This is a genomic window from Arthrobacter sp. AK01, assembly GCF_021109375.1.
Classification (GTDB): Bacteria; Actinomycetota; Actinomycetes; order Actinomycetales; family Micrococcaceae; genus Arthrobacter.
Genome location: NZ_JAJOHP010000109.1, coordinates 1 through 11,570, shown reverse-complemented (window position 1 = coordinate 11,570; position 11,570 = coordinate 1). Strand labels below are relative to the sequence as shown.

Sequence of the window (11,570 nt, the reverse complement as noted above, 5' to 3'; positions counted from 1 at the left end):
CACCCCCCCCCCCCGCCCCCCGCAGCGCCTGGCCCCGCACCCCCCCCGCCCCCCCCCCCCCCCCCCCGGCTCCGCCCGCCCCTACGCCACTCCCTGGCCGCATTTTTTTGAGCGGTCTTTGTTTAAGGAATCCTTGGCCCGACACCACGTGAGGTCAGAAACGGCCCAGTGGGCCCCAGATGGGCTGTGCGTGACCCCACGATGCAGTTATTAGACTTGTAGAAGTCGAAAGAGGTTTGAAAATGTTTGAGTCCGTACAGGGATTGCTTGATGAGCATGCTGCTATCCAGGCGCAGTTGAGCGATCCTGCTGTTTATGCCGATCAGTCTGCGGCCCGGAAGTTGGGGCGGCGGTCTGCTCAGCTTCAGGGCATTGTGGAGGCGTACAACAAGTGGCGCGGGCTCAATGACGATCTGGAAGCTGCCAAGGAAATGGCTGACGAAGATCCCGAATTCGCTGCCGAAGTTGTGCAGTTGGAAGAGCAGATTCCGGCGGCACAGGAGCGGTTGCGCCGTTTGCTGATCCCACGCGACCCGGACGATGCCCGCAACGTCATCCTTGAAGTCAAGGGTGGCGAAGGTGGCGACGAAGCCGCTTTGTTCGCCGGCGACCTTCTGCGGATGTACATGCGCTACGCAGAATCGCGTGGCTGGAAGACCGAAATGATCTCGGCCACGGAATCGGACCTTGGCGGGTACAAGGATGTCGCCGTCGCCATCAAGGGCAACTCGAACGATCCCGCGCAGGGTGTTTTTGCGCGTTTGAAGTTTGAGGGTGGCGTGCACCGTGTGCAGCGTGTTCCCGTGACGGAATCCCAGGGACGGATCCACACGTCGGCTGCCGGCGTGCTGGTGCTTCCCGAAGTGGACGAGCCCGAAGAACTTGAGATCAACCAGAATGACCTCAAGATCGACGTCTACCGTTCATCAGGTCCGGGTGGCCAGTCCGTGAACACCACCGACTCCGCAGTCCGTATCACCCACTTGCCTACAGGCATCGTGGTGGCCATGCAGAACGAAAAATCGCAGCTGCAGAACCGCGAAGCCGGCATGCGCGTGCTCCGTGCCCGCCTCCTGGCCCACCAGCAGGAACAAATCGACGCCGCCAACTCGGAACAGCGCAAGTCGCAGATCCGCACCATGGACCGTTCGGAGCGTATCCGCACGTACAACTTCCCGGAAAACCGTATTGCGGACCACCGCACCGGTTATAAGGCCTACAACCTTGACGCCGTCATGAACGGCGACCTAGAGCCCGTCATCCAATCGGCGATTGAGGCGGACGAGCAGGCGCGCCTGGACGCCATCGGCGAATAGCTCCTGCCTCCTACCAACAGCAGAGTAGATCCATGACGTTTTACCAAGGCCAGAGCCTCGCGGATGCTGTTCGCGAGGCTGCTGCCGTTCTCGCCGACGCCGGCGTCCCCACACCGCGCGTGGACGCAGAATTGCTCGCCGATCACTTGCTGGGGGTGGGGCTCGGACGCCTGCGGGCCATGCTGTTGGGTGATGCTCCCGCACCTGAAGGGTACGAAGAGCTCGTCCAGGAGAGGGCGGGCCGCGTCCCCCTCCAGCACATCACCGGCGTCGCATATTTCCGCTACTTGGAATTGCGCGTGGGTCCGGGCGTCTTCATACCCCGCCCGGAAACCGAATCGGTGGTCCAACTGGTCATTGACCACGTGGCTGGAATAACGAACCCCAAAGTGGTGGACCTCGGCACCGGATCAGGTGCCATCGCCGGCTCGATCGCCCATGAGGTGCCGGGGGCAGAAGTCCACGCTGTGGAATTCAGTACTTTTGCGCATGCCTGGGCTGCGAAGAACCTTGAGCCACTCGGCGTCGTCCTCATTCAGGGCGACCTCCGGGATGCGCTGCCCGAACACAACGGAACCTTCGACGTCGTCGTATCCAACCCGCCATATATCCCGGCAGAAGCGATACCCACAGAACCGGAAGTCGCGCTCCACGATCCTCCCGAAGCACTGTACGGTGGGGGAGCGGACGGCATGGAACTCCCGACGGCGGCAGCTGCTTCCGCCGCCCGGCTTCTGAAGCCTGGCGGCTACTTCGTGATGGAACACGCAGAAGTCCAAGCCGGCTGGATCGCCGGGATGCTGCGACGCACGGGACGTTGGAACGACGTCACCACGCATTTCGACCTGAACGGTAAGGAACGTGCCACCAGCGCGATGCTGGCAAGCACCGCCCTTGATGAGTGAAAGAATAGCGCTGTGACCACAACCTACAACTGCACTTCCGATGACCAACGGGCTGAAGGACTTCAGCACGCACAGCGTGCCATCAGTGAAAAGAAGTGCATCGTGCTGCCGACGGACACTGTGTACGGCATTGCCGCCGACGCCTTCTCTCCCTTGGCTGTGACCATGCTGCTGGCCTCCAAGGGCCGCAGCCGGCAGATGCCTCCTCCGGTCCTGATTCCCAGAATCAATGCCTTGGACGGCCTGGCCACCGACGTGCCGGCCGATGCCCGGGCGCTGGCGCAGGCATTTTGGCCCGGCGGGTTGACTCTGATCCTTCATGCCCAGCCTTCCCTGGATTGGGATCTGGGCGATACCAAGGGCACCGTTGCACTCCGTATGCCGGACGACGAGATTGCTTTGGAGCTCCTCGGGCTCACGGGGCCGCTGGCCGTATCGTCGGCCAACCGCACAGGTCAGGAAGCAGCGCAGACCGCTTCGGAAGCGCGCATGCAACTGGCGGAGTCCGTTGAGGTCTACCTGGAGGGTGGATTCCGGCCGGTGGAGGGCACCGCCGCTCTGCCGTCCACGATTGTGGACGCAACTGCTGCCCCGTTCCGTGTAGTGCGCCAAGGAGCCATCTCGCTGGAGAGCCTCCGCAGCATCGTTCCGACAATCCTCGGCTTTGGCGAGACCGTGCCCGTAGAGACGCCGGCTCCAGCAGATGAGGTCGCCCTCGAAGAGGAAGCTGGTGCAGAAACGGCTGAAGTGACCCAAGCCGCCGTCGTCGAGGAATCGACGCCGGAGGGTGAGTCGACCCCTGACGACCATGTGGAACCGCAGGCTGCACGAGAAGCCAAGCCCGAATGATTCCGGACCGCCAGCGCGTCCCCGTCCTTGACGTCGACGCTACTCCGTTGCGCGTCGACGAACTTATTGATGCGATGGGCGGACTCATTGCTGCCGGGACCACGAGCACTGTGCTCGGACATAACCTGCACAGCATCACGTTGTTTCATTCATGTCCCGACGTTCGGGCACTCTATGAGGAAAGCTCGATAGTCCTCTTGGACGGAGCCCCGGCGACACTGTTGTGGGGACTTGCTCGCAAACGGCAGCTTCCGCCCCTGGGCGAAGGAGCCATGGCCTACCGTTTGGGTTCCATGGACTGGATCCCGGAACTCGGCAAGGTTCCCGGGCTGCACCGGGTTGCTGTCATCGGTGCCGGACGTGAGGCCAATACCGAAGCGGTCGTCCGCCTGCGCTCCATCCTTCCCGGAGCCACAGTAGACGGCATGCCCGGCGAAGGCTGGGACGATGCGCTTGAAGATGCCGTGGTTGGCTGGCTCAGCACGTTCCGGCCCCAGCTGGTGTTGCTTGGGCTGGGCATGCCGCTTCAGGAACACGTCTTGAACCGCCGTCTTGGGCAACTGCCGCCTGCTACTTATTGCGCCGTTGGCGGGGCCATCGAGCAAGTCGCGGGTATCCAGAAGCTGGCTCCGCGCTGGCTTGGACGTTTAGGGCTTGAATGGGCGTGGCGCCTGGTCCTTCATCCGGGCCGGGTTGCGTACAGAGTTTTCGTTGAACCTTGGAAGCTGGCCGGCCTGCTGATTCGGCGCCGTTTTCAATCACCCAAGACCAAAGGCAAGTAAATGACATCCCAAGCTGTCGTGGTCGCTGTCGTGGTGACCTATAACCGGCATGAGCTCCTCCAAACCACATTGGCGGGCATCGCCTCCGGCACCCGGGTGCCGGACGCCGTCGTCGTCGTGGACAACGCTTCCACGGACGGAACCGCAGAATTCCTGCAGGGCTACCAAGGGCCGCTGACCACCGACGTGGTGACGCTGAATACCAACGTGGGCGGCGCTGGTGGATTTGTGGTTGGCATGGAGCGGGCCCTACTGGACCACGGTGCGGACCACGTCTGGATCATGGACGATGACACGGAACCCCAATCGGGGGCGCTGGGCGAAGCGTTGGACGTTTCCAACGCCTACCTGCAGGAAACCGGAGATGTTCCGGCGTTCATCGCGAGCCGCGTCGTGTGGACCGATGGCCGGGACCACCCCATGAACCGCATGCGGCCCCGGATGGGTGCCACCGAAGAAGCACGCAACGCTGCAGCGCGGGTTGGTGCCACGCAGATCCGCAGTGCTTCGTTCGTGTCGGTCCTGATCCGTGCCGAAGAGATCCGGAAGTACGGCCTGCCCATTGCGGACTACTTCATTTGGAATGACGACCTCGAGTACACCGCCCGGGTCTCGCGCCGGGGGACGGCCCTGAGTACCGACGCATCGGTGGCGAACCATCACACCAAAGTATTTGGTGACGCGGGCGCGGATCCCGGACCGCGCTTTTACTACGAAGTGCGGAACAAGCTCTGGGTGTACACCCGTTCCAGCGCACTTGCACCGTGGGAGAAGATACTCTTCACCGGCGCCTCATTGCGTAACTGGACCCGCACCATCGCGGCATCGCCCAACCGCAAAGTGCTGATTGACGGGCTCTTCAAGGGCCTGCGCCACAGTTTGAAGGCGCCGCGTTCCAACGAGAAGGTGCTTGAGGGAATCTACCCATTGCGGAACGTCAAAGAGCCGGTGAGCTGACAACTTCGCAGCTTAGGCCCTGCTCAACAGGCGGGGGCTTTCCGGCTGCGTCACAGGGTGGTCACGGCCGTTGGCATTAGTATCGTGACTAGAGTCCACAGAAATCCCGCAACATTCGGCACAGCCGGTGCAGGCATGGCGACGGAGTAGTTCCATTTATCCAAAGACAGAATTCCACCCCTCAAGGTGCCCGGAAACCACCGGCTTACACGCGACGCGCCGGCTGCGTCCGCTGGTCACCGTTTCCGGAACAGCGGGCGGGCCGCTCCCGGGAGCCGCATCATGATCATGTATCTGCTGATGGCACTCACGGCTGCCGTGGTGTCCTACGCGGGAACGTGGGGTGCCCGCGTCGCCGGAAACAAACTGCGCCTGTACCGTCCGATCCGCAGCAGGGACATGCATTCGGCACTGATTTCCAAACTCGGGGGATTGGGCATCTTTACCGGCTTCTTCGTGGCTTTGGTGGTTGCCAGCAACTCTTTCTTCGTCAAGGACATCTTCAGGCACAACGATGCTCCGTGGGGGATCCTGGCCGGCGCAGTCGTGATTGTCGCCGTTGGAGTGGCCGACGACATCCTGGACATCCGATGGTGGATCAAGCTGTTGGGACAAGGCGCGGCTGCTTTCATCGTCGCAATTTGGGGCGTGCGGATGTCAGTGGTCCCGTTCATCCCGGAACCGATATTCCTTGAGTCTGAAGTCCTTCAGATTGTGCTCACGGCTGGTCTGATTGTCACCACCATGAACGCAGTGAACTTCATTGACGGCCTAGATGGACTAGCGGCCGGGGTCGCCATCATAGGTGGCGGGGCCTTCTTCCTTACGGCGTACTGGGTTCACCGGAACAACCCGTCCACCGACAACTCAGACCTCGCAACACTCCTCATGGCCATCCTGGTGGGAAGCTGCATCGGGTTCCTGCCGCACAACTGGTTCCCCGCCAAAATCTTCATGGGCGACTCCGGGGCCATGCTTATTGGCTTGCTCATGGCTTCCGCCGGTGTGGTGGCTACGGGGCAAATTGGTTCCGGCCTCTACGACCGCGCCAACGGTATTCCTACGATCGTTCCGATTTTGCTGCCGTTCGCCGTCCTGTCCCTGCCCCTTCTCGATCTGGGGATGGCAGTTGTCAGACGGACAGCCAGGGGCCAATCACCGTGGTCCGCTGACCGCGGGCACCTCCACCACAAGCTGGTAGACCTTGGCTACTCGCACCGCACCGCCGTCGTCATGCTGTACGTCTGGACGTGCATCCTGGCTTTCGGCGGTGTCGCCTTCGCTGTTTTCCCGTGGCAAATTGTGCTCATCGTGATCATCGCCGCAGCGCTCATCATGGCCGCCGTGACGGCGTGGCCCTACTTCACCCGGAACTCGACTCGGCAGGGGGAGTAGATGTGACGGCTGGTTATCGTCACAGTTCTATCTCATGTAGAATTCTTTCTGCGGACAGTCACTCGCCCGTAACCCCACTTTGAGAATATGGCACCTGTGCCACGAGGATTGGTATCCCCATGACATCCAACGCCGAAACCGGACGCCCGTCCGGTAAACGTGGTGTTGGAGTCTCCGGAGAGACGTCGAACCTCTGGCTGCGGTTGCTTCTTCTGAGCGCCTCGGCTGCAGCCGCGGCCACTGCAGTCACCTGCGTGATCGCGGCCGTGTTGAACGGCGGTCAGGGCGCGCTCTCAGCAGCGTTCGGTGCCGCGCTGGTCATGCTCTTCTTTGGCATCAGCCTTTTGATAGGCCACTATGTGGGCCGCAACAACCCTTCCGGTGCTGTTGGCCTCTTTGTTGCTACATATTTCATCAAAGTGGTCGGCTTCGCCGTAGTACTGTTTGTGCTCGGTGCGCCGGATTGGCTCCACCACCGCTGGTTCCTGATTGGCGCCGTGGTCACCGTTGTCTTCTGGCAGGCAGCAGAAATCTATGGTTTCAGCAAGGCCCGCCTCCAGATCTATAACGATCCTGAAGAACAGAAGGGTGGCCCGGATGTCTCCGCGTAAGCGATATTCACGCCCGGCCGCACAAGCCCAGCAACCTGGAAAAGCCAGTGAGACCGCGGAAGCCGGAAACGACGGCGGATACAACGCCGGCATCGCCGTCTTCAGCTACATCGTTGGCGGGATCATTGTCTGGAGTTTGATAGGCTGGGGTCTGGATAATCTGTGGGGGACCCGCTGGATTGTGCTCCTTGGCGCTCTGCTGGGAGCCGCAGGAGGGTTCTATCTTTCCCATATGCACGGCCTCACCAGGCAAAGCTCCTCTTCTGGCGAGAGCAACGCAGACAGCGGTCCGTCCACGGACGGGGACAGTAATGCCAAATAATTTCACATGGAACACGGATGCGTCCAACGCGACCGGATTCCAACCAATGCCCAATGATGGACACAGCAGAGAGGAAACGCGTTGATCGCGCTTGCGCTCCCCGCCCAGGATTCGGGGTCATTCACCCCACCCGGAATCGACGAAATGCACCTGCCGGCAATCCTGCCTTGGGGTGCGCACGACGGATTCTCCAAGCAGATGCTGCTGGTAATCCTTTCGGTCGTCATTATCGCTACATTCTTCATCCTCGCTGCACGTAAGCAGCAGCTGGTTCCCGGCAAGCTGCAGTTCGCAGGCGAGATGGCCTACGGCTTCGTCCGCAACAGCATCGCCAAGGACATCATCGGCGGCAAGGACTTCATCAAGTACGTCCCGCTGCTGTTCAGCTTGTTCTTCTTCATTCTGGTGAACAACATCTACGGCGCGATTCCCGTCATTCAGCTCCCGAGCTTCTCCCACGTCGGTGGAGCTTATGTGCTGGCCGGCATCGTGTACTTCACCTGGATCATCATCGGCATCAAGAAGAACGGCCTGAAGTACTTCAAGCTTGCCACCGTTCCTTCAGGTGTTCCGTGGTACATCCTCCCGATCGTGGTACCGATCGAAATCATCTCCAACTTCCTGGTCCGCCCCGTCACGCACAGCCTCCGTCTGTTCGCGACCATGTTGGCCGGCCACTTGATCGTCATGCTCGCCGGTTCCGGCATCGAGTACTTGGTCATGCAGGAAAACGTCCTCTTGAAGGGCACCTCGGTTCTGGTCCTCGTCGGCGCTATCGCCATGTACATGCTCGAGGCACTGATCATGGCCCTGCAGGCCTACGTGTTCACCTTGCTGACCGCGATCTACATCGAAGGCGCCCTGCACGCCGACAGCCACTAGGCACAAAATCTTCCCCTGATGGGGATTGAAGTAAACCAAACAACCTGCCACATGGGTGGCATCTTGAAAGGAAAAAAATGGAAGGCAATCTCAACCTCGTAGGTTACGGTCTGTCCGCAATCGGCGGTGGTATCGGTGTGGGTCTCGTATTCGCGGCTTACATCAACGGTGTTGCTCGTCAGCCGGAAGCTCAGCGCGTGCTGCAGCCGATCGCGTTCCTTGGTCTGGCACTGACCGAAGCTCTCGCCATCCTCGGACTCGTCTTCGCGTTCGTTCTCTAGTCTTCGGATTTAGAACGAAGCGAATTCCGCAACCGAGTAGATAGGACGGGTGAAATATGAATCAGCTGATCATCTCAGCCGCCACTGAAGGCGAGGCCGCCAACCCTCTCGTTCCCAATGTCTGGGAAATGGGCGTCGTCCTCGTCGGCTTTGCGGTCCTCCTGTACATCGTGGTCAAGTTCATTGTCCCGATGTTCGAGAAGACCTTCGCAGAGCGCGCCGAAGCAATTGAAGGTGGCATTGCAAAGGCCGAAGCGGCCCAGGCGGAAGCTTCTGCAGCTCTTGAAGAGTACAAGCAGCAGCTCACCGACGCCCGCGCCGAAGCCAACCGCATCCGCGAAGAAGCACGCGCCGAAGGCGCCCAGATCCTCGCGGACCTGAAGGCCAAGGCAGCTGCAGAGTCCGCTCGGATCACCGAGCAGGCGCACGCTGCCATCGAATCGGAGCGCCAGGCAGCTGTTGTCTCGCTTCGTTCCGAGGTAGGCACCCTGGCCACCACGCTGGCCGGCCGCATCGTTGGTGAAGCACTCACTGACGATCAGCGCGCCGCACGCGTTGTGGACCGCTTCCTTGCAGATCTGGAGACCCAGAGCGCAGGTGCAGCTAAGTAATGGCAGGTATATCGAGCGAATCGCTGACCACAGCACTGGCGCAGTTGGAAGCCAAGCTTCCTTTCGCCTCGCTGCAGTTGGCTAAGGACCTCTTCGGAATCCTGGGAACGGTGGACAGCTCGGCTGGCTTGCGCCGCGCCCTGACTGACCCGTCCCGTAGTGGAGACGAAAAGTCGGCGCTGGTCAAGCAGCTCGTTGGCGGAAAAGTCTCCGCTGATGCTGCTGAAATTGCGGGCGGACTGGCCAGCTCACGCTGGGCATCGGCACGCGATATCGGCGATGCACTCGAGACGCTTGCCGCCACGGTTGTCATTGCCGTAGCTGAAAACAAGTCGGCCGTTTCTGCCTCCGGTATCACGGGGCTGGAAGAGCTGGAAAACGATCTGTTTGCCTTCAACCAGATCGTCGCCTCCAGCCACGAAGTACAACGTGCTCTGTCTGAGCCGCAGGGATCCCCTGCGGCAAAGATTGCACTGGCCGAGAAGCTTGTTCCTGGCAGCAGCGAGGAAGCAAAGGTTCTCATCAGCCAGGCAGTTACACAGCCGCGCGGTGTCAAGCCGAGCAAGCTCGTCGAGTCCTTCGCCAAGCTTGCAGCCAAGCGTCAGCAGCGCTGGATTGCAACTGTCAGCGTTACCCGTCCGTTGACGGAAACGCAGGCCAGCCGTCTGCAGGCCGGGCTTGATGCCCTGTATGGCCGCGAACTGAAGGTCAACCTCAACGTTGACCCCGCCCTTATCGGTGGAATCCGTGTCCAGGTGGGTGACGAAGTGCTTGACGCTTCGGTTGTCGCCCGCTTGAGCGAACTCCGCCGTCAGCTCGCTGGCTAGCGAAGACAAAGCACAACTTAACTGATATAAAACCCGGTCATCGTGAGCAACGATGATCACGAAAACAGGAGAGCAGGGACTGCAGATGGCCGAATTGACCATCAACGCCGACGACGTCCGTAATGCGTTGAACGAGTTCGCGGCGTCCTACGAACCCGGTAACGCAGAGCGCGTAGAGGTTGGTCGTGTGACCACCGCAAGTGACGGCATCGCCCGTGTTGAGGGTCTTCCCTCGGTCATGGCGAACGAGCTGCTTCGCTTCGAAGATGGCACGCTGGGCCTGGCCCAGAACCTTGACGTCCGCGAGATCGGTGTCATTATCCTCGGTGACTTCACCGGCATCGAAGAAGGCCAGGAAGTTCACCGTACCGGTGAGATCCTGTCCGTTCCGGTTGGCGACGCCTTCCTGGGTCGCGTTGTTGACCCGCTGGGCCAGCCGATCGACGACCTCGGCGAAATCAAGGCCGAGGGCACCCGCGCACTGGAACTCCAGGCTCCGGGCGTTACCGAACGCAAGTCAGTTCACGAACCGATGCAGACCGGCCTCAAGGCTATCGACGCCATGATCCCGATCGGCCGTGGCCAGCGTCAGCTGATCATTGGTGACCGCCAGACCGGTAAGACCGCAATTGCCGTGGACACCATCATCAACCAGAAGGCCAACTGGGCTTCGGGCGATGTCAAGAAGCAGGTTCGCTGCGTCTACGTCGGTGTTGGCCAGAAGGCTTCCACCATCGCGGCCGTCCGTCAGACCCTTGAGGACCACGGCGCACTGGAGTACACCACCATTGTGGCGTCCCCGGCATCCGACCCCGCTGGCTTCAAGTACCTGGCACCGTACGCAGGCTCGGCCATTGGCCAGCACTGGATGTACGGCGGCAAGCACGTTCTGGTGATCTTCGACGACCTGTCCAAGCAGGCCGAAGCTTACCGCGCCGTGTCCCTGCTCCTTCGCCGTCCGCCGGGACGCGAAGCTTACCCGGGCGATGTCTTCTACTTGCACTCCCGCTTGCTGGAGCGTTGTGCCAAGCTCTCCGACGAGCTCGGTGCAGGTTCGATGACCGGTCTTCCGATCGTCGAAACCAAGGCAAACGACGTCTCTGCCTACATCCCGACCAACGTGATCTCCATTACCGATGGCCAGATCTTCCTCCAGTCGGACCTCTTCAACGCCAACCAGCGTCCTGCTGTTGACGTTGGTGTGTCCGTGTCCCGCGTTGGTGGCGCTGCACAGGTCAAGTCCATGAAGAAGGTCTCCGGTACTTTGAAGCTGGACCTGGCCCAGTACCGCGACATGCAGGCATTCGCCATGTTCGCCTCTGACCTTGACGCTGCTTCCCGCCAGCAGCTGACCCGTGGCGCACGCCTGATGGAACTGCTGAAGCAGGGCCAGTACTCACCGTTCCCGGTTGAGAACCAGGTTGTGTCCATCTGGGCCGGCACCAACGGTTACTTGGACGACGTTCCGGTTGAGGACATCAGCCGCTTCGAGTCCGAGTTCCTGGAGCACCTCACGCACAAGTCCTCCATCCTGACCACGCTGGCTCAGACCAACGTCCTGGATGACGACACCGCTGCAGCCTTGAAGGAAGCGATCATTTCCTTCAAGAAGGGCTTCTTCGGCGAAGGCGACAACCACTTGGTTGGCGCCGGCCACGAAGAGCACGCAGCGATCTCCGGCGGCGACGTCGACCAGGAAAAGATCGTCAAGCAGAAGCGCTAGTTTCGATGACCTGCCCTGGCCCGGGGCGCCACGGCCCCCGGCCGGGCGCCCCACGGGGGCCGTTGGTAAGTTAAATTTTGGGTCCCCCCGTTGGGGGATCAGGGCCCAA

13 protein-coding genes are annotated in these 11,570 nt (G+C 61.0%); all 13 read left to right on the top strand.

The genetic code is table 11. The annotated features are described in order from the left end of the window. The first annotated feature begins 242 nt into the window (after window positions 1-242). The 13 genes from prfA (at window position 243) to atpA (ending at window position 11,461) form a co-directional block, all read left to right on the top strand. On the top strand, window positions 243-1,316 hold the full coding sequence (gene prfA / locus LN996_RS22485) for a peptide chain release factor 1 (protein WP_014922181.1): 1,074 nt from the start codon (window positions 243-245) through the stop codon (window positions 1,314-1,316). A gap of 32 nt (window positions 1,317-1,348) precedes the next feature. Continuing rightward, window positions 1,349-2,221 carry a peptide chain release factor N(5)-glutamine methyltransferase gene (prmC, locus tag LN996_RS22480; RefSeq protein ID WP_231343298.1) on the top strand — a complete coding sequence of 291 codons (873 nt, stop codon included), beginning with the start codon at window positions 1,349-1,351 and terminating at the stop codon, window positions 2,219-2,221. A gap of 12 nt (window positions 2,222-2,233) precedes the next feature. Beyond that, the gene (locus tag LN996_RS22475) at window positions 2,234-3,070 is read left to right on the top strand and encodes an L-threonylcarbamoyladenylate synthase (protein ID WP_231343296.1); all 837 of its coding nucleotides are present in this window, start codon (window positions 2,234-2,236) and stop codon (window positions 3,068-3,070) included. After that, on the top strand, window positions 3,067-3,852 hold the full coding sequence (locus LN996_RS22470; RefSeq protein ID WP_231343294.1) for a WecB/TagA/CpsF family glycosyltransferase: 786 nt from the start codon (window positions 3,067-3,069) through the stop codon (window positions 3,850-3,852). The genes LN996_RS22475 and LN996_RS22470 overlap by 4 nt, the downstream gene beginning before the upstream one ends. Beyond that, the gene (locus tag LN996_RS22465) at window positions 3,853-4,809 is read left to right on the top strand and encodes a glycosyltransferase (RefSeq protein WP_231343292.1); all 957 of its coding nucleotides are present in this window, start codon (window positions 3,853-3,855) and stop codon (window positions 4,807-4,809) included. It begins immediately after the preceding gene. A 282-nt stretch (window positions 4,810-5,091) separates the two neighbouring features. Further along, entirely contained in the window at window positions 5,092-6,204 is a 1,113-nt protein-coding gene (locus LN996_RS22460) for an MraY family glycosyltransferase (protein WP_231343291.1), read from the top strand. Between the two features lie 119 nt (window positions 6,205-6,323). Then, complete coding sequence (locus LN996_RS22455; RefSeq protein WP_231343290.1) at window positions 6,324-6,815, top strand: hypothetical protein; 492 nt, start codon at window positions 6,324-6,326, stop codon at window positions 6,813-6,815. Further along, a complete protein-coding gene (locus tag LN996_RS22450) occupies window positions 6,802-7,137 on the top strand; it encodes a hypothetical protein (protein WP_231343289.1) in 336 nt (111 codons plus the stop codon). The genes LN996_RS22455 and LN996_RS22450 overlap by 14 nt, the downstream gene beginning before the upstream one ends. Window positions 7,138-7,218: 81 nt before the next feature. Then, window positions 7,219-8,019 carry a F0F1 ATP synthase subunit A gene (gene atpB / locus LN996_RS22445; RefSeq protein WP_017199729.1) on the top strand — a complete coding sequence of 267 codons (801 nt, stop codon included), beginning with the start codon at window positions 7,219-7,221 and terminating at the stop codon, window positions 8,017-8,019. 77 nt (window positions 8,020-8,096) lie between these two features. Beyond that, window positions 8,097-8,300: an ATP synthase F0 subunit C gene (atpE, locus tag LN996_RS22440; RefSeq protein ID WP_009356484.1), complete on the top strand. Its 204-nt coding sequence runs from the start codon at window positions 8,097-8,099 to the stop codon at window positions 8,298-8,300. 56 nt (window positions 8,301-8,356) lie between these two features. Further along, on the top strand, window positions 8,357-8,911 hold the full coding sequence (locus LN996_RS22435) for a F0F1 ATP synthase subunit B (protein WP_144649789.1): 555 nt from the start codon (window positions 8,357-8,359) through the stop codon (window positions 8,909-8,911). Continuing rightward, complete coding sequence (locus LN996_RS22430; protein WP_231343288.1) at window positions 8,911-9,738, top strand: F0F1 ATP synthase subunit delta; 828 nt, start codon at window positions 8,911-8,913, stop codon at window positions 9,736-9,738. The genes LN996_RS22435 and LN996_RS22430 overlap by 1 nt, the downstream gene beginning before the upstream one ends. 85 nt (window positions 9,739-9,823) lie before the next feature. Beyond that, window positions 9,824-11,461 (top strand): F0F1 ATP synthase subunit alpha, encoded by a 1,638-nt coding sequence (atpA, locus tag LN996_RS22425; protein ID WP_231343299.1) that lies wholly within the window; start codon window positions 9,824-9,826, stop codon window positions 11,459-11,461. The last annotated feature ends 109 nt before the right edge of the window (window positions 11,462-11,570 follow it).

What these genes read in the sequence shown, in the direction of transcription:
- prfA (WP_014922181.1), top strand. Translation starts at nt 243, where the DNA reads ATGTTTGAGTCCGTACAGGGATTGCTTGATGAGCATGCTGCTATCCAG.
- prmC (WP_231343298.1), top strand. Translation starts at nt 1,349, where the DNA reads ATGACGTTTTACCAAGGCCAGAGCCTCGCGGATGCTGTTCGCGAGGCT.
- LN996_RS22470 (WP_231343294.1), top strand. Translation starts at nt 3,067, where the DNA reads ATGATTCCGGACCGCCAGCGCGTCCCCGTCCTTGACGTCGACGCTACT.
- LN996_RS22465 (WP_231343292.1), top strand. Translation starts at nt 3,853, where the DNA reads ATGACATCCCAAGCTGTCGTGGTCGCTGTCGTGGTGACCTATAACCGG.
- LN996_RS22460 (WP_231343291.1), top strand. Translation starts at nt 5,092, where the DNA reads ATGATCATGTATCTGCTGATGGCACTCACGGCTGCCGTGGTGTCCTAC.
- LN996_RS22455 (WP_231343290.1), top strand. Translation starts at nt 6,324, where the DNA reads ATGACATCCAACGCCGAAACCGGACGCCCGTCCGGTAAACGTGGTGTT.
- LN996_RS22450 (WP_231343289.1), top strand. Translation starts at nt 6,802, where the DNA reads ATGTCTCCGCGTAAGCGATATTCACGCCCGGCCGCACAAGCCCAGCAA.
- atpE (WP_009356484.1), top strand. Translation starts at nt 8,097, where the DNA reads ATGGAAGGCAATCTCAACCTCGTAGGTTACGGTCTGTCCGCAATCGGC.
- LN996_RS22435 (WP_144649789.1), top strand. Translation starts at nt 8,357, where the DNA reads ATGAATCAGCTGATCATCTCAGCCGCCACTGAAGGCGAGGCCGCCAAC.
- LN996_RS22430 (WP_231343288.1), top strand. Translation starts at nt 8,911, where the DNA reads ATGGCAGGTATATCGAGCGAATCGCTGACCACAGCACTGGCGCAGTTG.
- atpA (WP_231343299.1), top strand. Translation starts at nt 9,824, where the DNA reads ATGGCCGAATTGACCATCAACGCCGACGACGTCCGTAATGCGTTGAAC.